21 protein-coding genes are annotated in these 23,181 nt (G+C 47.9%); 20 read left to right on the top strand and 1 reads right to left on the bottom strand.

Translation table 11 applies throughout. The annotated features are described in order from the left end of the window. Positions 1–271: 271 nt before the first annotated feature. Positions 272–1,003: an NAD(P)/FAD-dependent oxidoreductase gene (locus L990_RS07825; RefSeq protein ID WP_081981649.1), complete on the top strand. Its 732-nt coding sequence runs from the start codon at positions 272–274 to the stop codon at positions 1,001–1,003. A gap of 241 nt (positions 1,004–1,244) precedes the next feature. Here the strand turns inward: L990_RS07825 and L990_RS19195 are convergent, their stop codons facing one another. Then, positions 1,245–2,369: a TlpA disulfide reductase family protein gene (locus L990_RS19195; protein WP_052180841.1), complete on the bottom strand. Its 1,125-nt coding sequence runs from the start codon at positions 2,367–2,369 to the stop codon at positions 1,245–1,247. Positions 2,370–3,059: 690 nt separating this feature from the next. Between L990_RS19195 and L990_RS07835 the strand changes: the two genes are divergently transcribed. The 19 genes from L990_RS07835 (at position 3,060) to L990_RS07925 (ending at position 23,107) form a co-directional block, all read left to right on the top strand. Then, positions 3,060–3,452: a YybH family protein gene (locus L990_RS07835; protein WP_047447376.1), complete on the top strand. Its 393-nt coding sequence runs from the start codon at positions 3,060–3,062 to the stop codon at positions 3,450–3,452. Between the two features lie 509 nt (positions 3,453–3,961). Beyond that, positions 3,962–5,491, top strand: a complete 1,530-nt coding sequence (hutH, locus tag L990_RS07840; RefSeq protein WP_047447379.1) for an aromatic amino acid ammonia-lyase — start codon at positions 3,962–3,964, stop codon at positions 5,489–5,491. Positions 5,492–5,600: 109 nt separating this feature from the next. Then, the gene (fabG, locus tag L990_RS07845) at positions 5,601–6,329 is read left to right on the top strand and encodes a 3-oxoacyl-ACP reductase FabG (RefSeq protein WP_047447381.1); all 729 of its coding nucleotides are present in this window, start codon (positions 5,601–5,603) and stop codon (positions 6,327–6,329) included. A 97-nt stretch (positions 6,330–6,426) separates the two neighbouring features. Beyond that, complete coding sequence (locus tag L990_RS07850) at positions 6,427–7,650, top strand: beta-ketoacyl-[acyl-carrier-protein] synthase family protein (protein ID WP_047447385.1); 1,224 nt, start codon at positions 6,427–6,429, stop codon at positions 7,648–7,650. Positions 7,651–7,655: 5 nt separating this feature from the next. After that, positions 7,656–7,907 carry a phosphopantetheine-binding protein gene (locus tag L990_RS07855; protein WP_047447439.1) on the top strand — a complete coding sequence of 84 codons (252 nt, stop codon included), beginning with the start codon at positions 7,656–7,658 and terminating at the stop codon, positions 7,905–7,907. Continuing rightward, the gene (locus L990_RS07860; protein WP_047447388.1) at positions 7,894–8,790 is read left to right on the top strand and encodes an acyltransferase; all 897 of its coding nucleotides are present in this window, start codon (positions 7,894–7,896) and stop codon (positions 8,788–8,790) included. Before L990_RS07855 ends, L990_RS07860 begins: the two co-directional genes overlap by 14 nt. After that, complete coding sequence (locus tag L990_RS07865; RefSeq protein WP_047447390.1) at positions 8,790–10,151, top strand: lipid biosynthesis B12-binding/radical SAM protein; 1,362 nt, start codon at positions 8,790–8,792, stop codon at positions 10,149–10,151. Before L990_RS07860 ends, L990_RS07865 begins: the two co-directional genes overlap by 1 nt. Beyond that, a complete protein-coding gene (locus tag L990_RS07870) occupies positions 10,127–10,573 on the top strand; it encodes a hydroxymyristoyl-ACP dehydratase (protein ID WP_410488765.1) in 447 nt (148 codons plus the stop codon). The genes L990_RS07865 and L990_RS07870 overlap by 25 nt, the downstream gene beginning before the upstream one ends. Positions 10,574–10,579: 6 nt before the next feature. After that, entirely contained in the window at positions 10,580–11,026 is a 447-nt protein-coding gene (locus L990_RS07875) for an acyl-CoA thioesterase (RefSeq protein WP_047447393.1), read from the top strand. Next, positions 11,011–12,750, top strand: coding sequence for a beta-ketoacyl synthase N-terminal-like domain-containing protein (locus L990_RS07880; RefSeq protein WP_047447396.1), 1,740 nt, complete (start codon positions 11,011–11,013; stop codon positions 12,748–12,750). The genes L990_RS07875 and L990_RS07880 overlap by 16 nt, the downstream gene beginning before the upstream one ends. A 2-nt stretch (positions 12,751–12,752) precedes the next feature. After that, entirely contained in the window at positions 12,753–13,007 is a 255-nt protein-coding gene (locus L990_RS07885; RefSeq protein ID WP_047447399.1) for a phosphopantetheine-binding protein, read from the top strand. Continuing rightward, positions 13,007–14,206, top strand: a complete 1,200-nt coding sequence (locus L990_RS07890) for a beta-ketoacyl-[acyl-carrier-protein] synthase family protein (RefSeq protein WP_047447402.1) — start codon at positions 13,007–13,009, stop codon at positions 14,204–14,206. Before L990_RS07885 ends, L990_RS07890 begins: the two co-directional genes overlap by 1 nt. Next, positions 14,187–14,933: a beta-ketoacyl synthase chain length factor gene (locus L990_RS07895; RefSeq protein ID WP_052180842.1), complete on the top strand. Its 747-nt coding sequence runs from the start codon at positions 14,187–14,189 to the stop codon at positions 14,931–14,933. The genes L990_RS07890 and L990_RS07895 overlap by 20 nt, the downstream gene beginning before the upstream one ends. After that, the gene (locus tag L990_RS07900) at positions 14,924–15,598 is read left to right on the top strand and encodes a polysaccharide deacetylase family protein (protein WP_047447405.1); all 675 of its coding nucleotides are present in this window, start codon (positions 14,924–14,926) and stop codon (positions 15,596–15,598) included. The genes L990_RS07895 and L990_RS07900 overlap by 10 nt, the downstream gene beginning before the upstream one ends. A 6-nt stretch (positions 15,599–15,604) precedes the next feature. Further along, positions 15,605–16,234 (top strand): LolA family protein, encoded by a 630-nt coding sequence (locus L990_RS07905; RefSeq protein ID WP_047447408.1) that lies wholly within the window; start codon positions 15,605–15,607, stop codon positions 16,232–16,234. A gap of 6 nt (positions 16,235–16,240) precedes the next feature. After that, entirely contained in the window at positions 16,241–16,597 is a 357-nt protein-coding gene (locus L990_RS07910) for a hypothetical protein (RefSeq protein WP_052180843.1), read from the top strand. Continuing rightward, positions 16,594–17,763 (top strand): DUF2062 domain-containing protein, encoded by a 1,170-nt coding sequence (locus tag L990_RS07915; RefSeq protein WP_047447411.1) that lies wholly within the window; start codon positions 16,594–16,596, stop codon positions 17,761–17,763. The genes L990_RS07910 and L990_RS07915 overlap by 4 nt, the downstream gene beginning before the upstream one ends. A 2-nt stretch (positions 17,764–17,765) precedes the next feature. Further along, positions 17,766–21,617 (top strand): trifunctional MMPL family transporter/lysophospholipid acyltransferase/class I SAM-dependent methyltransferase, encoded by a 3,852-nt coding sequence (locus tag L990_RS07920; protein ID WP_047447413.1) that lies wholly within the window; start codon positions 17,766–17,768, stop codon positions 21,615–21,617. Then, the gene (locus tag L990_RS07925; protein ID WP_047447416.1) at positions 21,614–23,107 is read left to right on the top strand and encodes a phytoene desaturase family protein; all 1,494 of its coding nucleotides are present in this window, start codon (positions 21,614–21,616) and stop codon (positions 23,105–23,107) included. Before L990_RS07920 ends, L990_RS07925 begins: the two co-directional genes overlap by 4 nt. Positions 23,108–23,181 lie beyond the last annotated feature (74 nt).

Genomic DNA, 23,181 nt, shown 5'->3' on the forward strand with positions numbered 1-23,181 from the left:
GAAAAGGTGCTGGTAACGCCCAAGGCCTACGACCTCAATCCGGACAACTTCGTAGAGTTCCTGAAAAAAGGCTTGGTGGAACATAATAGAAAAAGTAATAGTAGCAGTTTGTAATAGGTTAATCGGAAGTTGCTTGGACTTGTTTGCTGCGTAGACCCCTCAAGTAAACCATTACTTAAGTCTACAACTAAGTGGCGAGCCCTTGCACTTCCGATTTTCTTCTACTGCATGGCTGTAGTTGCATATCGTAATCTTATATGGAGTAACTCCTATGAGCACAACATCAATCGAGCGCATCAGGTGTCTCATTTTAGGCGATGGACCTGCTGTCTATACTGCAGCTATTAACGCAGCACATATTAGCTTGTCACCTTTAGTGTATGAGGGGCTAATGATGGATGAGATGCAGACCTTTTCTGAGATTGCTAGTTTTCATAAACATCCAAAAGGAACAACCAAAGTTGGGATGATGGAGAATCTGCGAAATCAGGCTATCTGTCTCAATGTAGACATTCGTTTGGTATTTGCCGTTACAATCGATTTCGCGCAGCAACCTTTTAAGGTTACTGTTGATGAGAAAAAGGAGATGGAGGTAGATATCTTAATCATTGCCAATGGATCAAAGGCTAGGTACTATGGAATAGACTCAGATAGGCAGTATTGCGAGCAGGGTGGGGTAGACTCAGACATCTGCGATGGCTTTTTCTATAAGGGACAGGATGTTGTTGTGGTAGGTGCTGACGATATTGCTGCCGAGCAGGCTTTCTACTTGGCTACCATCTGTAGGAAAGTGTACCTTGTGGTATGTTGTTACGAGCTACTAGTCTCTAAGACCATTCAGAAGAGCCTTTTCAATACACCCAACATTGAGGTACTCTGGGGGTATCAGATTAGAGAGGTGCTTGCGGATGAGTTGGGTGTTAATGGAGTACTGCTAGTTTCCGATAAGAAAGAGGAAAAAAAGGTGCATGCTACTGGTTTATTCGTGGCTATTGACCATTGAATTAACGTCGGTTTTTTGTGTGATAGGGTTGCTGAAATGTGGGTATTTTCTTTAAATACAAAGGATAAGAAGTTTTTTGTAGCCAAGAGAATAGCACACTAGAAGTGCTGTATTTACGAAGACTATTATGGATAATGTTATTATGTTTTGATAAATAAGTGGAAAAGGGCGACTCGAATATTTCGGGTCGCCTTTTTTTCTGCAATTTTAAATTGTTAGTATGCTCAGAGGTTGTTTCCTTTTATTGGTTAAGAAGATCTTCTACCGCCTTTCTAAGCTTTTCTCCATGTAAACCTCTGGCAACAATCTTTCCATCTTTATCAATAAGAATGGTTGTTGGTACGGCTGAGATTACGTACAACTTTGCCGCTTCAGACTGCCAGTACTTTAGATCGGAGATATGGGTCCATGTAAGGGCATCTTTTTCGATAGCAGCTTTCCACGGTTCCAAGCTTTTATCCAACGAGATTCCTACCATTTCTAAGCCTTTCGGATGTAGATCGCTGTAGAGCTTAACCATGTTGGGGTTTTCTTTGCGACAGGGACCACACCATGATGCCCAGAAGTCGATAACGTAAACTTTGCCCTTAAGCGATGCGAGCTCAAAATCCTTACCATCTACTGTCTTAAACTTAATATTAGGAGCAGGTGATCCAACATCTACCTTTTCAAGACGGGTTACATACTCAGCAATTTCTTTAGTAATGGCCGATTTTCTTACGGTAGCAGGGTATAGATTTAGGTAGCTTTTAAGCTCTGATGTATTCGCACTGTAGAGAAACTCAGATTTGATGATGTAGGGTGATACTACAGAATTTGCATAGGTCACAATACTTTGTTTGTTGTAGACATCCATGGCGTTGTATAGGGAGTCTATTTTATTTTCAATCTGCTCTTTCTGCTCCGGAGTTAGCTTATCCTTTTCGTTTCGCAACTTTTGGTTAAACTCTGATATTGCTGCTTGAAATTCCTTTTTACCTTTTTCGTACGCGATTAGCTGGTTTTGGGTTGCATTGCCTTCGATGGAAGGAACCAATGGACGATTTTTTTCTTTGTCGAAACTGCAGCGGTAGGTCAGAACTCCTTTATCAACAAAAAAATACTTGATGGGAAATTTATTCGCTCCCAGTCGTACCATGCACAGCTCAGGAGCATCTACGCTTCCCTTAAAGGCAAATTCACCATTATTCATGGTTGTCTTTTGCCAGAGCTGCTCTTTGTTGTTTACAATCTTGAAAAGCATCACAGAGTCGGTTGTCATTCCATCCACTTTCCCTTTAATCTCGAATGGGATCTGGGAAAAAAGTACTGACGAAATGCCCATTAACGCAAGGCTTAGGCCAAGCTTCGTTTTCTTTAGGTTCATATGTGAGCGTGTTAAGTGTTATGTAGGCTAAAGGAGCAATATGTATGCACCAGCTTACATCGGTTTTGTTTAATACTATATTAAATACACTTAACGGGGCCTATTCCCCAAAAACGAATCCGTAAAATTGATAAAAAGATGTAATTTGTTTAATTAAGCACAGCAGGGTCTGCCATTAGCGAAGTTGGTAAATGAGTAGCCATGTTGCCAGAGGATATTGGAAAAAGTTATTTCAGGAAATAATAGAAGTCAAAGAAGTTAGAGAATAATAGAGAACTCTCTGTGTCCTCTGTGCCTCCGTATTAATTGCGATCTAACATCTCATATCGAGATACTTTAAAGAAATTTCCTGCTGACAGATTGTCAAAAACAGGTCGAGGTTGCCTAATTCCTTCTCCGTTGCCAGACCGAAGAAAGACCGAAGGAAGACCGAACCTACACTGTGAAACAGGAGGCTGACAAAATGACCGATTAGGCTGTGGGTTGGAGGTTTGGCTGCAGCCGTTAACCAAATAGCTGGTTAAGCGCTCGCGTCTATGAAAGGATAAGCGTACATTGTCCGAATTATCGGTTAAAAGCATTGTCAGGGTGGCGGTTGTAGCAAAAAATGGCTAAATAGCAGGAGCGTTTGGCGGCACCTTGCACCGAGCGAATGGTAGAAGTAGAGTATCAACTTTTATATAAAATACCATGGATAAGCGTACTACCTCAGAAACCATCATTGCGTTGGAGAGAGCGGCTCTCGACGCGTGGCACAACGGTAACCCGACACCCTATCTCGAACTTTACTCCGAGGACTTCACCTATTTCGATCCCATGCACGAAAGGCGGATCGACGGGAGGGATAGGATAAAGATGCTGTACGAGGGCATGCGGGGTACGGTAAAGATGGATAAGTTCGAAATGATAAATCCTGTTGTACAGGCAACCGATACCATGGCCGTTCTTACCTACAACCTGCATTCGTACTCGGGCGAAACGATCTGGAAGGAGAACTGTACGGAGGTGTATAGGCTCAACAGTGGCCGCGAGTGGAAGATAGTTCACAGCCACTGGTCGCTCACCAGCGCTGCTACTAGCTAAATGCAGGCGGTTAGGTCGAGGATTTACGCCTTTTATGATGGAGATAGCTAGCGCAGAAGGCTTACCTCTTGGATGTTGCTTTTAGGTATTAGGTCGGTTCCGATTGAGGTAGGGAGATGTCCGGTCCTGCATCCCAATATTGGCATTGTGTGAAAATTAGTAGGCGTGCATTTACCCTTGTTCTCGCTATTTTATCGGCATTTACTTTATTCTAACCTTGCTTGTTAGCAATTAAGGGTTTGAATCTTATCCGTTTTATTATACTTTTAGGGCCAAATAATGAAAAGGAAGAATTATTCTAAGCTTGTATTTGGTTGTTGATATTTTCTTGTAGCCTTGTGCTTAAAATCGAAGGTGTTGAGGACCGCTACTTAGATGGACTTTAAGATTTTAATCGGGGGTATTAGCCGTAAAAAGGAAGTAGAAGCTTAGCTATTTTGCAAGGGTAGCGATAGGTGCGCCTATTCTCTTTTTATGCATTATTAAGTTCTATCTAAAACTATTTTGTGTTGATTATGGATCTGTATATGGGTATTCAAGATATTTACGATATCCTTTTTAATCGTAAAGAGCTGGTTGTTTCCGATGATATTAGGAAAAAAGTGGAGGCTAGCTATTGTTTTTTGGAGCGCTTTTCGAAGGATAAGGTGGTTTACGGCATAAACACGGGCTTTGGTCCGATGGCGCAGTACCGCGTAGACGACGAGCACCTCAAGCAGCTGCAGTATAACATCATTCGTTCCCATTCCGCAGGTGCTGGCGATCCGCTGCCCGAGCTCTACGTTAAGGCCGCCATGGTGGCGCGCCTGCTAACCTTTGCTCAGGGAAAGTCGGGGGTTCACATCGAGCTGGTTGACACCCTATCGAAGTTTATTAATAACAACATATACCCGGTTGTTCCGCAGCACGGAAGCGTGGGTGCCAGCGGCGACCTGGTTCAGCTGTCGCATATTGCCCTTACGCTTATTGGCGAGGGCGAGGTATTCTATAAGGGGGTACGCCGCGACACCCAAGGCGTACTCGAAGAGTTCGGCATAAGGCCACTTGGCGTACATATTCGCGAGGGGCTGGCCGTTTGTAACGGTACCGCCGTAATGACGGGTATTGGCTTGGTAAACCTGATTAACGCCCGCAGGCTGCTACGCTGGGGTGTTATTGCCGCTGTACTGATGAACGAGATTGCCGCATCGTACGACGACTTTATGTCGGAGGTGCTTAACAGCATGAAGTTCCATGAGGGGCAGCAGCGCATTGCTAAAATGATGCGCGACCTATCGGCCGACAGCTGCTGCCTACCCAAGCGCGAGGTGGAGCTTTACGGCGAAGCCAACAACGAAAAGATATTTAGCCATAAGGTGCAGCCCTACTACTCGCTGCGCTGCGTCCCTCAGATCCTAGGACCCGTTTTGGAGGAGCTCGATAACGCCGAAAAGGTGCTGGTAAACGAGCTCAACTCGGTAGACGATAATCCCGTTGTGGATACCGAAACCCAAAGCGTTTACCACGGTGGTAACTTCCACGGCGACTACGTATCGTACGAGATGGATAAGCTTAAGATTGCCATCACCAAGCTTACCATGCTTTGCGAGCGCCAGATGAACTACCTGTTTCACGATAAGATTAACGGCATTCTGCCTCCATTTGTAAATATGGGCGTTCTTGGTCTTAACTACGGCTTGCAGGCGGCGCAGTTTACGGCTACCTCTACCACTGCCGAGTGCCAAACGCTATCCAACCCCATGTACGTGCATAGCATCCCCAACAACAACGACAATCAGGATATCGTAAGCATGGGTACCAACTCGGCGCTGATTGCCAAAACGGTTATCGAGAACTCGTTTCAGGTGATGGCCATCCACTTTATGGCAATTGCACAGGCGGTAGATTGTCTACAAATACAGGATAAGCTATCAAGCAGAACTAGGGCTATATACGATGAGGTAAGGGCTATCATTCCTGTCTTTATCGAGGATAGCCCTAAGTACAAGGAGATAGAGGCGATGGTTGCCTACCTTAAGGGTGGAGAGATGCACCTATAAGTTTAATTATGGGGCTCGGTATGTTGCAAAAAGTTAAATGAATGCTATTTTTGGCCTTAAAAAAGGGAAATAAGCTTAAGTAGCAGTATAAAGGAAGAATAGAATTAGTATGAGATATGCATTGGTAACCGGAGGTAGTCGCGGAATAGGGCGGGCAATTTGTTTAAAGCTTGCCGAGATGGGTTACACGGTGGTTGTAAACTATAAGTCGAATAGGGAAGAGGCCCAAAAAACGCTTGAGCTTATAGCCGAGCAGGGTGGAGCGGGCGAGATGCTGCAGTTTGATGTGGCTAGCGCGCACGATACAGCCGCTGCGCTCGAAGGTTGGCATGCCGCAAATGTAGGTGCGCATATTTCCGTATTGGTAAACAATGCTGGAATACGCAAGGATAACCTGATGATGTGGATGCAGCCAGAGGAGTGGAGCTCGGTGCTCAACATCAGCCTTAACGGGTTTTACAACGTAACCCAGCCGTTACTAAAGAACATGCTGGTAAAGAAGTTCGGACGTATTATAAACGTCGTATCGCTATCGGGCATTAAGGGGCTACCCGGGCAAACCAACTATTCGGCCGCTAAGGGTGGCGTGATTGCTGCCACCAAGGCGCTAGCGCAGGAGGTTGCCAAGAAGGGGGTTACCGTAAATGCGGTGGCTCCTGGCTTTATTAAGACAGAAATGACCGCCGACCTCGATGAGGCCGACCTCAAAAGGCTTATCCCCACAGGCCGATTTGGCGAAGCGAAGGAGGTAGCCGAGCTGGTGGGCTTCCTTGCCTCTGAGCATTCGGCCTACATAACCGGTGAGGTTATTTCGATAAACGGAGGATTGTACACGTAGTAAGATAGGGTATCCCTTGCCTTGTTGAGGATGGGTGCTGGTAGCACACATTGGTAGCAGGGGGGGCTCAGGCAAATAAAAAATAAATTTTATTCGGATGAATAGAGTGGTTATTACTGGTATGGGAATTTACTCCTGTATCGGCAAAAATCTTGAGGAGGTAAAGGAGTCATTATATAACGGGAAATCCGGCATCGGATTCGATTCTGCCCGTAAGGATATGGGTTTTCGTTCGGGTTTAACTGGAATGCTGGAGCTGCCCGATCTTAAGGGAAAGCTCGATCGTCGTAGCCGTGTTTGCCTACCCGAGCAGGGATACTACGCCTATGTAGCTACGCTCGAGGCGTTGCAGAACGCAGGTGTCGATCACGACTTCTTGCTGCAGAACGAGGTAGGGATTCTTTACGGAAACGACAGCTCGGCCAAGGCGGTGATTGAGGGAGTTGATATCATGCGCGCCAAGAACAACACCACGCTTATCGGTTCGGGCAACATCTTCCAGGCGATGAACTCAACCGTTACCATGAACCTTTCGACGATCTTTAATCTTCGAGGTATCAACTTTACCATTGCTGGGGCCTGTGCCAGCGGCTCTCACTCTATTGGTATGGCCTATCTTCTTATAAAGAGCGGGCTTCAGGACTACGTAATTTGTGGTGGAGCGCAGGAGGTAAACAGCTACTCGGTGGGCAGCTTCGATGGACTAAGCGCCTTCTCCATTCGCGAGGATGATCCTACTGCGGCATCGCGCCCATTCGATAAGAACAGGGATGGCTTAATTCCTAGCGGTGGTGCCGCCACCCTATTTGTCGAGAGCTTAGATTCGGCCCTTCGAAGAGGGGCAACCATTCTAGGCGAGATTGTAGGTTACGGCTTCTCCTCAAACGGCGATCATATATCGGTGCCCAATGTGGATGGACCACGCCGCTCGCTGCAGATGGCAATAAGGGATGCAGGGGTTGACACCAAGGATATTGCCTACGTCAACGCCCATGCCACATCTACCCCTATTGGCGACTTCAACGAGGCTAAGGCTATCAGCGAGGTGTTTGGCGAGCATAAGCCTTACGTGGCCTCTACCAAGTCGATGACCGGACACGAGATGTGGATGGCTGGTGCTAGCGAAATAATCTACTCGACCCTGATGATGCAGCACGGTTTTATAGCGCCAAACATCAACCTTACCGAAAAGGATGAGGCTTCGCAGGCGCTTAATATCCCTACTCAAACGGTAGAGATGGAGTTTGACACCTTCCTATCCAACTCGTTCGGATTTGGAGGTACCAACTCGACCCTAATTGTGAAAAAGTATAATAAATAGATATGATGACAAGAGAAGAGATTGTTGAAAAGCTGACCCTAGTGTTGGCCGATGAATTTGAGGTGGATGCTTCTATTATTACACCCGATGCCCCTTTAATGGAAACCCTAGACCTCGACAGCCTCGATCTTGTAGACGTGGTGGTGCTGGTTGAGCAAAACTTTGGCGTAACGCTAAAAGGTCCAGATTTCGTGGGCATCAAAACGTTCGAAGATTTTTATAACCTGATCTCTGCAAAGGTTAATGAAGCAAGCTAGCAGCAAGGCATGGAGTGGCAAGTCAAGAGGAGGCTCGTTTGGGCACCTCTTTTTTATTCTTGTGATAAGGTATCTGGGAGTAAGGGCTGCCTATTTTCATCTGCTGTTTGTTGTTCCCTACTTTGTGCCCTTTGCACCTAAGGCTACCAAGGCTATATGGTGCTACAACCGCCATATCCTTAAGTACGGAGTGGTTAAGGCCGGGTGGATGATCTTGGTTAGTTACTACCGCTTTGGACAAACCATCATCGATAAGGTGGCCATCCTAAATGGGATGGCTAGCCGCTATAAGTTCGAATTCGATAACTACGATGAGTTTCTTAGCGTGCTTAACTCGGGACAAGGTGTTACCATAATTGGTGCGCACGTGGGCAGCTGGGAGGTAGGCGCTCCATTCTTCGACCACTACGGTCGTAAGATAAACATAGTGATGTACGACGCCGAATACCAAAAGATAAAGGCTGCCTTAGAGAAGAGTGCGGGTAGTAGAAACTATAAGGTTATTCCGCTAACAGACGACTCGCTGGACAGCATTATCAGAATTAAGGCTGCCGTTGATAGCAGGGAGTATGTCTGCTTTCAGGGCGATAGGTACATGTCGGATAAGAATGTTATTCACTCCTCCTTTTTGGGCGCCGATGCCCGCTTTCCTTCTGGGCCATTTCTGGTGGCATCGAGGTTGCGTGTGCCGGTGGTTTTCTACTTTGCCATGCGCGAGAGGGGGCGTAAGTACCGCTTCTACTTTAGGGTGGCAACGCCGGTGGTGCGTACCGCTACCCAAAAACCAGAGGGGCAGCTGTTCGGACAGTATATTAAGGAGCTGGAAGCTATTGTGTCGAGGTATCCTCAGCAGTGGTTTAACTTTTACCAATTTTGGAATTAATGAAGAAGACCATACTGCTTGTTTCTGCCAACCGTCACCACATACCCTACCCCGTGTATCCCATCGGGGTATCCTATTTACGTGGCTACCTGGAGTCGAACCTCGCAGGTTTTCATGTTGAGGTGTTTGATTGTAACCTGCATACCAACGAGGAGCTGGCTCAGGTGCTTCAGCAGCTAGATCCAGCTTACGTGGGGGTGTCGTTGCGCAACATCGATGGGGCAAACTCGTTGGATAGGTCGAGCTTCATTGGTAGCTATAGGGATATTGTTAGCTGCATCAGAACCAACTCTACGGCAACGGTATTTATTGGTGGTGCCGGCTTCTCCATCTATCCGCAGGCGCTGATCGATGCGCTTAAGCCCGACTATGGGATTATAGGGGAAGGAGAGGAGTCGTTGTGCGAGCTGGTTAGAGCGCTCGAACAGGGGCAAGATCCTTCGAGGATAGAGGGCGTAGCCTGCTATGTTGATGGTACCTTTAGGTGTAATCCCCATACAAAATACTTGAAGTCGCTCGACGTTAAGTTCGAGCATAACCTTATAGATTTTTACTGGCAGAGCAGCGGGATGCTTAACATCCAAACTAAAAGGGGATGCCCCTACAGCTGCATCTACTGCTCCTATCCGCTCATTGATGGACGAAAGGTGCGTACGCTTGACACCGATCTGATTGTAGATAACATAAAGCGCGTTAAGGCGGAGAAGGGTGTCGACTACCTTTTCTTTACCGATTCGGTATTCAATATTTACAACAGCTACAACATCGAGCTGGCCGAAAAGATTATCAAGAGCGGCTTAAAGATACGATGGGGAGCCTACTTCTCCCCAAGCAACCTTAGCGATGAGATGCTGGCGCTCTTTAGGGCATCGGGACTAACGCATATCGAGTTTGGTACCGAGTCGTTTTCGGATAGCCAGCTGGTTAACTACGGAAAACATTTTACCTTTAGGGAGGTGCTAGAGGCCTCGGAGCTGTGCCTAAAGCATAACGTATACTACGCGCACTTCCTTATTCTGGGAGGTTACGGCGAGACGCAGCAGACGCTAAAGGAAACTATAGAGAACTCTAAGCGGATACGCTATAGCGTATTCTTCCCCTATATGGGGATGAGGGTATATCCCGGAACTAAGCTGCAGGCAATTGCCATAGAGAAGGGGCTGATCTCGTCCAACGACGACCTGCTTGCTCCAACCTACTACCTCGAGGATGGCTTTGAGGTGGAGGAGGTAAAACGAATGGCTTTGGAAACTGGAAAGGCTTGGGTCTTCCCCGACGATCCGCAGAGCGATATGATGGACGTGCTGCGCTACAAGCGTAACAAAAAAGGATTACTATGGGAATATCTAAGAAGGCCATAATAGAGGGAGATGAGGTGCTGAGGTATATTCCGCAGCGCCCGCCGATGGTAATGGTTGATAAGTTCTATGGAGTACAGGAGAACATGTCGGCCAGCGGATTGCTGGTGACGCCGGAGAACATCTTCTGCGAAGATGGGGTGCTGCAGGAGTGCGGCGTCATTGAGCATATTGCCCAGTCGGCTGCCATGCGCATTGGCTACATTCATATAAGCAACGGAACGGAGGTTCCCATTGGCTTTATAGGATCAATAAGTAAGCTAACGATAGAGAGCCTTCCTTGTGTAGGCGATGATATATACACCGAGGTGGAGGTGGAGATGGAGGTTTTCGACATCACCCTGATCTCGGCAAAGGTAACGCTCGGTGAGAGGATTATTGCCGAGTGCCAAATGAAGGTGGCAACACCAGGTTCGACAAAATAGATAGAAATGGCAAAGAAAGTAAAGCGGCAAGTTCCAAGTTTAATAAATCGTACCCCATTTAGGGTACGTTTTAGCGAGGTCGATTCGATGCAGATTGTGTGGCATGGAGAGTATGTTCGCTACTTCGAGGATGGCCGCGAAGCATTTGGCCGACAGTATGGAGGATTGGGCTACATGGAGATGTATAACAGCGGCTATGTGGTTCCCCTAGTAAAGATAAGCTTAGAGTTTAAGTATCCGTTGGTGTGCGGAGATACGGCTATCGTAGAAACGCGCTACATCAACTGTGAGGCGGCAAAAATTTTATTCGAGTATACCATATACCGCGAGTCGGACATGCAGGTGGTGGCAACAGGCGAGAGCACGCAGGTATTTCTGAATAGGGATAACGTGCTGGAGCTGGTTAACCCTGAGTTTTACATTCAGTGGAAGAAGAAATGGGGAGTGGAGTAAGTAACATAACCTACATAGGTGCAACTAACGTCATCAGCTCGGTAGGGTTTACCACCGAGGAGTGCTTTAACGCCCTAGAGGGTTACGTGTCGGGCATAGTAGCGGTTGATGATCCGCAGCTTTACGAGCATCCCTTTCTCGCTGCGCAAGTCGATTGGCAGCGGCTGAATGAGATGGCTCAAATTGCTGGTTTGGATAGCTATACCGCCATCGAAAAGATGGTTATCCTTTCGGTAAAGAGCGTATTGGAGCAGTCGGGCGTTAGCCTAGCAGGTAAGGATACCGCTATTATCTTCTCCTCAACCAAGGGGAGCATCGATTTGCTTAGCCAAAGCTGTGAGGTGCTCGACGAAGGAACCTTCCTTTGGACGATGGCTCAGCGTGTGGCCAGCTACTTTAATGCTTTTAATAAGCCAGAGGTAATCTCCAATGCATGCATCTCGGGTGTATCGGCAGCCGTAGTTGCCTCGCGTCTGGTGCGAAATGGAACATATAGGCATGTTGTGGTTGTTGGTGCCGATATTCTTACCCGCTTTGTGGTAAGCGGATTCTCCGCATTTAAGTCGCTCAGCAGCCGTCCATGCATACCGTACGATGTTAGCCGTGATGGGTTGACATTGGGAGAGGGCTGTGCAACCCTTCTTATAACTGCCGATAGGAGCCTATCCTGCGGCGTTGTAGTAGAGGGAGGGGCTATAACCAACGATGCCAACCATATATCTGGTCCTTCTCGTACTGGCGATGGCCTATACTATGCCATAAAGCAGGCTATGGATGAGAATGGGCTAACAACCAATGATATCACCTTTATTAATGCGCACGGAACGGCAACACCCTTTAATGACGAGATGGAGTCGAAGGCGGTAGCCCTAGCAGGACTATCATCGGTGCCAGTGAATAGCTTAAAGGCCTACTTTGGCCATACGCTGGGAGCATCGGGAGTAATAGAGATGGCGATGTGCGTGGAGATGCTTAAGCATGGTCTGGTTATAGGAACCAAGGGCTTTGCGGAGCTGGGTGTTCCTGAATCGATGGTGGTCTCTGGCCTGCATCAACCAGCAAGCAGCATGGTCCGATGCGTGAAAACCGCTTCGGGCTTTGGGGGATGCAATGGTGCCGTGGTACTTGCCCTAGAGGAGCATGCCAAGGAGATTAAAGGCAAGGAGAACGACGGTACAGTACAGCGTATTGGTAGCTGCCAGGTAGCAGATGGACAGGTGGTGGTAGATGGTAGCGTTGTGTTTGAGGCGGGAGGCGACTTCGCGGAGTTTATCCGCAGCGCATTTAAGCATCTGGAGGCTCCAAATATGAAGTTCTACAAGATGGATAACCTCTGTAAGCTGGGTTATCTGGCTGCCGAGTATCTGCTAAAGGATAAAAAGTACGCACCACTTGAGCTGGGTCTTGTTCTAGCCAACCGCAGCTCGTCGCTCGATACCGATATCAGCCACCAGCGTATAATCAATGAGCACTCGGAGGCAGGTGCAAGTCCTGCTGTGTTTGTTTACACCTTGCCCAACGTTGTTTTGGGCGAGATATGTATTCGGCACAAGATTCAGGGAGAAAATACGTTCTTTATCAACGAAAATAAAGCTGATAGCTTCCTCGAAAGCTACGCCCGTATGGTGCTCGAACGCGAGCAGTATAAGGCCGTTATTTACGGATGGTGCGAGCTGCTGGGTAACAGCTATCAGGCCGAACTAGTAATAATTGAAAAAAAATAGTCATGGAAAAGCTAATAAACGATCTAAAAGTTCAGCTCATTGAGGCCCTTAACCTAGAAGAGATAACCCCAGAAGAGATTGATGCTGAGGCACCTCTTTTTGGTGATGGTTTAGGGTTAGACTCTATTGATGCTCTTGAAATCATTCTGATTCTTGAGAAGCAGTACGGATTGCGCATAGAGAATCCTGCCGAGGCAAAGCCAATATTCTACTCGGTGCGTACCTTGGCCGAGTACATCGAAAAAAATAGAAAGTAATGCAGATTTGTGTTAGCGGCATAGGAGTAGTTTCTTCAATTGGCATTGGGGTGGATGCTAACGTGGCATCCCTTGCCTCGCAAAAGGATGGTATGGGCAGCATAACCCTTTTTGACTCCACCCATAATCTTCCTGTTTCGGAGGTTAAGGCGTCGAATGGGGAGCTGATGCAGCTTCTATCGCTACCCGAGCGCAGCACCTATTCGAGAACGGCTCTACTGGGTATGCTCGCTGCCAATGAAGCATTAAAGGATGCTGCAGTCGATCTAGATCGGTTTCGCGTTGGGCTTGTTTCGTCCACCTCGGTAGGCGGAATGGATTTGACCTACGGCTTCTACGAGGAGTTTGCAAAGGATAACGCTAAAGGTAGGCTTAGGGATGTCGTTTCGCACGACTGCTACGATAGCACCAGTAAGATAGCGGAGTACTGTGGTATTAGGAGCTTCTCCACCACCATCAGCACCGCCTGTTCGTCGGCTGCAAACGCCGTAATGCTGGGGGCTCGGCTCATTCGGCATGGCTACCTCGACTGTGTGGTTGTTGGTGGTACCGATGCGCTATGCAAGTTTACCCTTAACGGCTTTAGCTCGCTGATGATTCTCGACAGCCAAAAGTGCCGACCATTCGACAGCTCGCGTGCAGGGCTTAACCTTGGCGAGGGTGCCGGATATATCGTGCTTCAGCGTGCCGATACGCTAGCCCGTAAGCCCTACTGCCTGCTAGGTGGGTTTGCCAACGCCAACGATGCCTACCATCAAACGGCCTCTTCGGCCGAAGGTAACGGCGCCTACCTATCGATGAGCCAAGCATTAAAAATGAGCGGTCTGAAGCCAAGCGACATTGGCTACATTAACGTTCATGGAACAGGAACTCCCAATAACGACGCCTCGGAAGGTGCAGCCTTAAGGCGTCTGTTTGGCGAAAATGTTCCGCCATTTAGCTCAACAAAGTCGTATACCGGACACACCCTTGCTGCGGCAGGAGGAGTGGAGGCGGTGTACTCCATCCTTTCGATTGATAGGGGGATGGTTTTCCCAAACTTGAACTTTGCTACCCCCATAGAGGGGCTGGGGCTTATCCCCGAAACATCCTTTAGCGAAGGAAATGATATTAGCGCCGTTATGTCCAACTCGTTTGGCTTCGGAGGAAATAATTCATCACTAATATTTACGAAGCAAGATGGCTCTTTACATCAATAGCGCAAGCTCCTACCATGCGGAGTTAGACTTCAAAACGCTGATTCCTGACGCCAACATGCGCCGTAGGATGAGCTACGTTGTAAAGATGGGGGTAGGAACGGCAATGGACTGCATCGGTAGGGCATCGGTAGAACGTATTGATGCCATTATTACAGCCACTGGATTGGGGTGCTTGGCCGATAGCGAGAAGTTTCTAAAGTCGATTCAGGATAACAACGAGCAGCTGCTCAACCCAACGCCATTCATCCAATCTACCTTTAATACTATTGGCGGACAGGTTGCTCTTCTAACCAAAAGCCACTGCTACAACATGACCTACTCTCACCGCTTTTCGAGCTTCGAGAGCGCCCTGTTGGATGCGCTGATGATGGCCGAAGAGGGAGGTGCTGAGCATATTCTAGTGGGGGCTGCCGACGAGAAGACACCAACGCAGCTCAAGATAATGGAGCGCTTGGGTGCTTACCGCAACGGAAATACCCCAGACGAAGGAGCCTACTTCTTTATGCTAGGTTTGGCTCCTGCAACGGAGTGCCTAGGTGTCATAGAGGGGCTATATCTGGCAGGACAGGCCCCTGTAGGGGAGTTTGATATTACGATAAATGCAGGTAAGAGCTACCACACTGCTTCGGCGGCTGCCATGTTTAAGGCTACAGAAGCCATTAAGGATGGTGCTAAGCGGGTGTTGGTGGTTAACGACGAATTTAAAATAGCCTTAAGATGTATGTAGCCATTCTTATTGTCGGTCTTTTGCTCCTAGCGGTATATGCCTCGGTAAGCATCTCTTCCGGAGTATACCTTAAGGCTTTCTGTAGGGCAAAAGATGGCGGTAGGGCTATTGCGCTTACCTTTGATGATGGTCCCGATCCTACTTGGACACCTAAGGTGCTGGAGGTTCTTAGGCGCTACAACGTCAAGGCTACTTTTTTCTGTATAGGTGATAAGGTGGATAGACATCCCCTGCTGGCTAAGCAGCTGGTAGACGAAGGGCACCTTATTGGTAACCACACCTACCATCACGCCTCTTTCTTTCCTCTGCTAAGCCAAAAGAAGATGGTTGCTGAACTGCAACGGTGTGATGAGGCTATAGGAAAAGTTACAGGAGAGTTGGTAACGCTATTCCGACCTCCATTTGGGGTAACCAACCCTACTGTTGGTGCTGCAGTGCGAAAGCAGGCGTACAAGGTTATTGGATGGAGCATCCGATCGTTTGATACGGTTAAGTCGGAACGGGAGGTGGTGCTCCGTAGGATTTTAAAAAAGGCACATGCAGGTGGCGTTATTTTGATGCACGATAACCTCGAAGGCAGCGATTGGCTGGTGGAGCAGGTTATTCTCGGACTGCATGCTCAGGGATACGAGATAAAACGAATAGACGAACTTTTTGAAATATAGGATAAGATGAAATTTAAGCTACTCGCATTGATGTTGCTATGTACAACAGCCGCTTTTGCCCAAAACTATGGCAGTAAGATAGACCCTTCGCGCGGTTTCAGCGAGCGCCTAAAGAGTGCAAGCGACCGAACGCAATCTATCTCCTGCGACTTTGAGCAGGCTAAGTACATGTCTGTATTGGCCAAAACCAATAAATCGAAAGGAAAGTTCTTCTACAAAAAGAGCCAAAAGATATGCCTTGAGTATACCAACCCACAGGGCAACCTCATTGTCATGAATGGGGAGAAGTTCAAGATTCAAGCCAACGGAAAGGCCACCGTAGTAAAGATGAACGCAAACCCAATGATGCGCCAAATGGGGAGCATGCTAACGGCCTGCATGACCGGAAACCTAAGCCTATTTGGTAACCAGTCGGTCTCGGAGTACTACGAAACATCATCGCACTACACCGTTGTAATAACGCCTACCAACCGTAGGGTAAAGAGCTACCTAAAGCAGATAGTTCTTCGATTTGATAAGGATGATATGACCTTATCCTCCATGCGTATGAACGAGAATGATACCGACTACACGCTATACGAGTTCAGCGATAAGCGGATTAACGCCAACGTTGACGACGATAAATTTAAGATCTAGCTGGTTATGCTGCTAAAGAACCGCTTTTATACGGTAGAGAGTACCAGTACCGAAGGTAACTCCCATAAGCTGATGGTGAAGATTGACCCTTGTCATCCAATTTTTGATGGACACTTCCCTCAGCAGCCCGTTGTTCCGGGTGTTTGCACCATTCAGATGGTAAAGGAGTGCCTTAGCGATTTGCTAGGGAAGGAGGTTCGGTACACTTCCATACCTACGTGTAAGTTCATATCCTCAATCGTTCCGTCAAACGAGCTGGTGGAGTTGAGCATTGTGACGGGAAGCGAAAGCACCTTTAATACGGTGGTTTCCCTCAACGGGGCAGTCGTGCTCAAAATGAAAGCAAATTATACCGCGCAATGATCGATTGTAAAGATAGGCTGAAAGATTTAGGCGTTGTGGTGGTAATACCTACCTACAATAACCACGCTACGCTATTGGGGGTAATTGACGAGGTAGCCTGCTACTCCAACGATATAATTGTAGTAAACGATGGCTCTACCGATGGTACGGCCGATATCCTTGCCACCAAGCAGGGCATAACCCTGATATCGTATGCCAAGAATAGAGGCAAGGGGCATGCGCTTAAGGTAGGCTTACGTAGGGCGGCACAGTTGGGCTACCGCTACGCCATTACCATCGACTCCGATGGCCAGCACTATCCCGACGATATTCCTCTATTTATCGATCAGATAGAGAAGACTCCAGATGCTCTTATTGTTGGTGCTCGCAACCTTACAGCCGACAACATGCCGGGGAAAAACACCTTCGCCAATAAGTTCTCTAACTTTTGGTTTAAGGTCGAAACGGGGAAAACCATGCAGGATACCCAGTCGGGCTACCGGCTTTACCCCTTGAAGAAGATTGCGGGGATGCGCTTTGTTACCCCCCGATATGAGTTTGAGCTGGAGATTATTGTTCGCTGCGCCTGGAAGAGAATACCCGTTATAAATATCCCCATAAAGGTGTTCTACCCCAGTGAGGAGGAGCGGGTTTCCCACTTCCGTCCTTTACGCGACTTTACCCGTATAAGCATACTGAATACCTTTTTGGTTATTATTGCCCTGCTATACTACTACCCAGTTAGCTTCTTTAGGGCATTAACCAAGGAGAATATAAGGCAATTCATCCGCGATCATATAACGCACTCTAAGGAGTCTAACCTTCGGATAACCCTATCGGTTGGGTTGGGTATCTTCTTTGGTATTGTTCCCTTATGGGGGTGGCAGATGATATCGGCAGGTCTTACCGCCCACCTGTTGAGGCTTAACAAGGTTATTGCCGTTGCCGTATCCAACATCAGCATTCCGCCTATGATTCCATTCATACTTTATGGTAGCTTGGCAATGGGAGGTTTGGCGCTCGATAAGCCAACGCTGCTTCCCCTATCATCCATCAGCATCGAATCAATATCGGGTTGCATGTATCAGTATATCGTCGGAAGTGTGATACTGGCCGTTGTTGCCAGCGTTGTTCTCGGAACGATAACCTTTGTGATGCTCAACTTTTTTAGACGTAACCCACTTTAGCAATGGACACCTTTTTCATTAGAATATACAGTTACTTTTATAGTCGTAGGCCGCTTCTCTACTCGCTGATGGCTGGATGCATACTCTTCCTCTCATTCTTTGCCGTAAAGGTGAGCTTCGACGAGGATGTTACCAGCTTCTTCCCCGATGGTAAGGATAGCCAGAAGACAGCTTTGGTTTTTAAGAACCTAAAGGTAAAGGATAAGATAATCATCCTGTTTTCTGCGGCGGATACCACTAAGCCCTCCGATCCGGATAGGCTTATAGAGGCTAGCGAGGCCTTTGTTGGTAAGCTAAAGAGCTCGGCAGCGGCTCCCCTTATTAAGGATGTGGTTACCGAGGTTGATGCTACGGCAATGAGCCAGGTTACCGACTTCATCTATGCCAACCTCCCCATCTATCTTACCGATAGGGATTATAGCAAGCTCGATTCGATAACCTCACCCGAAGCTATCAAGCATAAGATGCAGGTTAACTACGAGAACCTGCTATCGCCAATGGGCGTTGCCCTCAAAGATATTGTAGTAAAAGATCCGATAGGGTTAGGAAATACGGCCTTGTCGGGATTAAAGGTTTTTGGTGATGCGGCCAGCTACACCATGTACGACGGCTATATCTTCTCGGAGGATATGTCGAAGATGCTGGTTATGATCGATCCCGTAAATGGAACGGGGAGCACCGGGAAAAATGAGGCGTTGATTGCTTCGATAGAGGAGAATGCCAAGAGGGTGATGCAGCAGCTGCCAGAGGTAAGCATCGAGCACTACGGAGGACCAAGTGTTGCCGTGTACAACGCCCGCCAGATAAAGAGGGATACCATGATTACCCTCACCATTGCAATCCTCATCATCATTGTATTTATCTCGTTGGCCTTCCGAAACTGGTGGGCAATGCTGCTCATATCGCTGCCTGTGCTCTTTGGTGGGTTGTTTGCCTTAGCGCTTATCTACTTCATTAATGGTTCGATATCCTCCATTGCAATTGGTGCCGGAGCCGCGGTATTTGGTATAGCCATGAGCTACTCCATTCACGTGCTGTCGCATCGCGAGCATACCAAGACAATTCCGCAGGTGATAGAGGAGCTGGCCTACCCGCTTACCATCGGTAGCTTTACAACTATAGGTGCATTTTTGGGGCTGCTCTTTACCAACTCGAAGCTTCTGCGCGATTTTGGCCTATTTGCGGCGCTATCGTTGGTGGGTACCACCATCTTCTGCTTGGTGTTTCTGCCCCACATGCTTTCGGAAAAGAGGCGCGAGAAGAAAAGCAAGCTGCTAAGCTGGATTGAGCGGGCAAACGGCTACCGCTTCGAATCGAACAGGTGGCTCATTGGCTTTATCGTTGTGCTTGTTGGGGTATGCCTCTTCTGGTATAATGATGTTCGCTTTGATAGCGATATGATGCACCTCAACTACGAGTCGCCAGCGCTTAAAAAGACCGAGCAGAAGATTAGCTCGTTATACAATAGCAATAATAAGAAGGTTCTTTTTGTATCGGCAAGTAGGAACAACGACAGCTTGCTTACCGCCTATGCCTCCATAAATCAGAAGCTGGCCTTGCTCCAGTCGGAGGGTAAGATAGAGCGATCGTTGTCTGCCCAGCAGTACTTGGTTCCTATCGAGGTGCAAAAGGAGCGCATAGCAAAATGGAACAGCTTCTGGACAAGGGAGCGTCGCGAGCGGGTATACGCGCTTGTTGAGGCCAACGCGGCGGCGCTACAGTTTGCCCCAGGATGCTTTAGTGGCTTTAAGGATATTCTCGCTAAGGCTTACCAGCCGATCTCCTTTTCGACAAAGGAGCTGGCAGCCTCGCCGCTGTTTAAGGACTGGGCCTCGTCGGCCGATTCGCTTTCGATGCTGATTACGCAGGTATCGGTAAAGAGCCAGTATAAGGAGGAGGTGTACCGTCAGCTTGCCTCGGAGAAGGATTTGGTGATTGTCGACCGCTCGTACTTTGCCCAAAAGATGGCGGCCTCGGTGAATAGCGACTTCAACCTGATACTTGGCATCTGCTCGGTGCTGGTGTTTCTGGCTTTGCTGCTTTCGTATGGTCGCATCGAGCTGGCGGCTATGGCATTTGTGCCAATGGCCATAAGCTGGGTCATCATACTTGGGCTGATGGCCATCTTGGGGATTGAGTTCAATATCGTAAATATCATCCTATCCACCTTTGTATTTGGTATTGGCGATGACTTTAGCATCTTTATTATGGATGGCCTGCTTAGCGAGTATAAGACGGGTAAAAAGATGTTCGCATCGCACAAGACGGCCATCTTCTTTTCGGCCTTTACTACCGTTGTGGGTATGGGGGCGTTGATCTTTGCCGGCCATCCGGCGCTACAGTCAATCTCGGTTATCTCGCTGCTAGGTATGGTTGCCGTGCTGCTTATCTCGTACACCATACAGCCCATTATATTCCGCTTCTTTATAACCCGACAGGTGAAGAAGGGCGGACTACCTTTTACCTTTTACGGAATTCTACGCTCCCTATTCGCTTACCTGTTCTTTCTATCTGGCTGCGTTCTGCTTCAGCTTCAGATGATCGTTTCATGGATTATCCCGGTAAGTAAAAAGCGTAAGAAGTACTGGTTTCATGTGTCGGTAAGCTATGCAACACGTGCTGTTGTAGATGTTATGTTTATGGTACGAAAGGTTCGCATTAATAGGCACGACGAAAGCTTTAAGAAGCCAGCTGTTATTGTTGCCAACCATCAGTCGTTTATCGATATACTTGTGCTTTTAGGGCTTAATCCTAAAACGGTAATGGTTACCAACGGCTGGGTTTGGCAATCGCCCTTTTTTGGACGTATTGTTCGCTTTGGCGACTTCTACCATACCGCCAACGGCTACGAGGCGTTGGCCGATTCTCTAAGGGAGAAGATTGCCGATGGCTATTCGGTGGTTGTCTTTCCGGAGGGAACGCGCTCGGTTGATGGCTCCATTAAGCGTTTCCATAAAGGGGCATTCTATCTGGCCGAGACGCTAAAGATGGATATCCTGCCCATTGTGCTTTACGGTAATGGCATGGTGATCTCCAAGCGTCAGCCGTTCTTCATAAAGAAGGGTACTATAGTTACCGATATTATGGAGCGCATACCCTACAACGACGACCGCTTTGGTGGCGGATATAAGGAGAAGGCCAAAGGTGTTGGCGCCCTTGTAAGGGAGCAGTATGGTAAGCTTTGCGATGAGTTCGGAAAGTCGGACAACCCCTACTTCTTCGAGGCGCTAACCAACAGCTACACCTACAAAGGTCCTGTGCTAGAGTGGTACATAAAGGTAAAGGTGCGCATGGAACGACGTTACCGTATTTTCGATAGCCTTATACCCAGCAATGCAACGATTACCGATATTGGCTGCGGGTACGGACCGCTTTGCTTTATGCTCTCCCTATACTCGCCTCAGCGTACCATTCTTGGTATCGACTACGACGAGGAGAAGATTGCCGTAGCCAATCATAGCTTCCTTAAAACGGATAAGCTTACGTTTGTTTGCGCCAATGCGGCACAGTACGAGCTTCCTTGCTCCGACGTATTCGTATTGAACGACGTGCTTCACTACATGGCTATGGATGTTCAGCTGGCGCTGATTGAAAAGTGCGTGGCAGCGCTTAATCCAGCAGGGAAGATAATCATTAGAGATGGCGATACCTCCAAGAAGGATAAGCACGAGGTAACTAAGCTTACCGAAAAGCTCTCAACCGAGGTGTTTAAGTTTAATAAAACCGAGGGAGAGCTATGCTTCTCCTCGGCCGATCAGATAAGGGCAGCCGCACAGGCTTGCGGATTAACAGTTAGCACGATGGATAATGATGTTCATACATCGAATACCATATATATTCTACAAAAGCCATGAGTAAGTACGATGTTGTGGTAGTAGGTAGCGGTTTAGGAGGACTAGAGTGCGCAGCGATGCTATCCAAAGAGGGATATCATGTTTGTGTACTTGAGAAGAATCCAATAATAGGGGGCTGCCTTCAATCTTTCAAAAGGAATGGGCATCTTCTTGATACCGGCTTTCACTACATAGGAAGCTTAGATCCGGGGAAAATACTGCATCAGTACTTTAAGTATTTTGGTATTTTAGATAGGGTTAAGCTCCGTCGGTTGGATGCCGATGCCTTTGATGTGATTAGCTATGAAGGCCAAGAGTACCGGTTTGCTATGGGCTACGATCGGTTTGTGGATACCCTTGCCGAGGCTTTTCCTTCCGAAAGGGAAGGGTTGAGGCAGTACGCTCAGCGGGTAAAAGGCGTTTGCGACCTTATTGGGGTGGACCATCTAAGAAAGGGTGTTATTAGCGCTGGAGGGATGGAATACTTTTCGCAGTCGGCCTCGCAGCTGGTAGAGGAGTCGGTACGGGACGAGAGGCTCCGTAACATCCTTGCAGGCAACGTAACCCTGTACGGTGGCGAGCGCGATAGCTCGATGTTTTACCATCACGCCATGATTACCGGTTCTAACATAGAGGGAGCCTACCGCATTGTGGATGGCACCCAAAGCGTTGCCGATGCCTTTGTCGATGTTATCCAATCGAATGGGGGCGATGTGCTTCGCAACAGCGAGGTTACCCGATTTATTATTGAAAGCGATCGAATTACGGGCGTTGAGATAGTCGGCGGCGAGATCATCGAGGCTAAATACTTTATATCGAACCTTCACCCTGCTCGAACCTTTGCCTTGGTTGATAAGACCAAGGCCATAAAGAAGGCCTACTTAACGCGCCTGAACGTTACCCCCAACAGCTACGGACTCTTTACGGTATACCTGATAATGAAGAGGAATTCGTTTCCCTACATTAACAGGAACTACTACCTGCACGAGGGTAACGATGCATGGTATGCCACCGCGCATCCCGAGGATAAGCGCATACGGTTTGCCTTGGTTTGCAATCAGGCCAATAGCCTAAACGAGAGCTACGCCGATGTGATTACCATACTATCGCCCATGTTCTTCGACGAGGTTGAGCCGTGGAGCAATACCTCGGTAGAGAGAAGAGGAGAGGCATACAAGGAGTTTAAGCAGGCCAAGGCGCAGGAGATTATCGACTTCACAGCCCAGTATATTCCCAATATTAAGGAGAATATAGAGAAGGTGTATACGGCCAGTCCGCTAACCTATAGAGACTATACCGCAACCCCTCAAGGTTCGGCCTACGGGATATCGAAGAGCTATAAGAATCCGCTAACGTCGCTTATTCCCACTAAGACTAAGATTGAGAATCTCTTGCTTACAGGACAAAACCTGAATGTGCACGGCGCATTGGGCGTTACGCTAACCGCTACGCTCACCTGCTCGGAGCTGCTAGGAAAGGAGTACCTGGCTAAGAAGATTGGGGAGGTGTAGGTAGAGAAGATATTTATTAGAAGTTATTATTAGAAGTTATACGGAGGTAGACGGAAATAGACGGAAGTTAAACG

Origin of the sequence: Alistipes sp. ZOR0009, from assembly GCF_000798815.1 — a bacterium.
In the GTDB taxonomy this organism is placed as follows: domain Bacteria; phylum Bacteroidota; class Bacteroidia; order Bacteroidales; family ZOR0009; genus Acetobacteroides.

What these genes read in the sequence shown, in the direction of transcription:
- L990_RS07855 (WP_047447439.1), top strand. Translation starts at nt 7,656, where the DNA reads ATGACAAGAGAAGAGATTGTTGAAAAGCTGACCCTAGTGTTGGCCGAT.
- L990_RS07860 (WP_047447388.1), top strand. Translation starts at nt 7,894, where the DNA reads ATGAAGCAAGCTAGCAGCAAGGCATGGAGTGGCAAGTCAAGAGGAGGC.
- fabG (WP_047447381.1), top strand. Translation starts at nt 5,601, where the DNA reads ATGAGATATGCATTGGTAACCGGAGGTAGTCGCGGAATAGGGCGGGCA.
- L990_RS07895 (WP_052180842.1), top strand. Translation starts at nt 14,187, where the DNA reads ATGGCTCTTTACATCAATAGCGCAAGCTCCTACCATGCGGAGTTAGAC.
- L990_RS07875 (WP_047447393.1), top strand. Translation starts at nt 10,580, where the DNA reads ATGGCAAAGAAAGTAAAGCGGCAAGTTCCAAGTTTAATAAATCGTACC.
- L990_RS07910 (WP_052180843.1), top strand. Translation starts at nt 16,241, where the DNA reads ATGCTGCTAAAGAACCGCTTTTATACGGTAGAGAGTACCAGTACCGAA.
- L990_RS07885 (WP_047447399.1), top strand. Translation starts at nt 12,753, where the DNA reads ATGGAAAAGCTAATAAACGATCTAAAAGTTCAGCTCATTGAGGCCCTT.
- L990_RS07900 (WP_047447405.1), top strand. Translation starts at nt 14,924, where the DNA reads ATGTATGTAGCCATTCTTATTGTCGGTCTTTTGCTCCTAGCGGTATAT.
- L990_RS07880 (WP_047447396.1), top strand. Translation starts at nt 11,011, where the DNA reads ATGGGGAGTGGAGTAAGTAACATAACCTACATAGGTGCAACTAACGTC.
- L990_RS07905 (WP_047447408.1), top strand. Translation starts at nt 15,605, where the DNA reads ATGAAATTTAAGCTACTCGCATTGATGTTGCTATGTACAACAGCCGCT.
- L990_RS07925 (WP_047447416.1), top strand. Translation starts at nt 21,614, where the DNA reads ATGAGTAAGTACGATGTTGTGGTAGTAGGTAGCGGTTTAGGAGGACTA.
- L990_RS07890 (WP_047447402.1), top strand. Translation starts at nt 13,007, where the DNA reads ATGCAGATTTGTGTTAGCGGCATAGGAGTAGTTTCTTCAATTGGCATT.
- L990_RS07920 (WP_047447413.1), top strand. Translation starts at nt 17,766, where the DNA reads ATGGACACCTTTTTCATTAGAATATACAGTTACTTTTATAGTCGTAGG.
- L990_RS19195 (WP_052180841.1), bottom strand. Translation starts at nt 2,369, where the DNA reads ATGAACCTAAAGAAAACGAAGCTTGGCCTAAGCCTTGCGTTAATGGGC.
- L990_RS07915 (WP_047447411.1), top strand. Translation starts at nt 16,594, where the DNA reads ATGATCGATTGTAAAGATAGGCTGAAAGATTTAGGCGTTGTGGTGGTA.
- L990_RS07850 (WP_047447385.1), top strand. Translation starts at nt 6,427, where the DNA reads ATGAATAGAGTGGTTATTACTGGTATGGGAATTTACTCCTGTATCGGC.
- L990_RS07865 (WP_047447390.1), top strand. Translation starts at nt 8,790, where the DNA reads ATGAAGAAGACCATACTGCTTGTTTCTGCCAACCGTCACCACATACCC.
- L990_RS07870 (WP_410488765.1), top strand. Translation starts at nt 10,127, where the DNA reads ATGGGAATATCTAAGAAGGCCATAATAGAGGGAGATGAGGTGCTGAGG.
- L990_RS07835 (WP_047447376.1), top strand. Translation starts at nt 3,060, where the DNA reads ATGGATAAGCGTACTACCTCAGAAACCATCATTGCGTTGGAGAGAGCG.
- L990_RS07825 (WP_081981649.1), top strand. Translation starts at nt 272, where the DNA reads ATGAGCACAACATCAATCGAGCGCATCAGGTGTCTCATTTTAGGCGAT.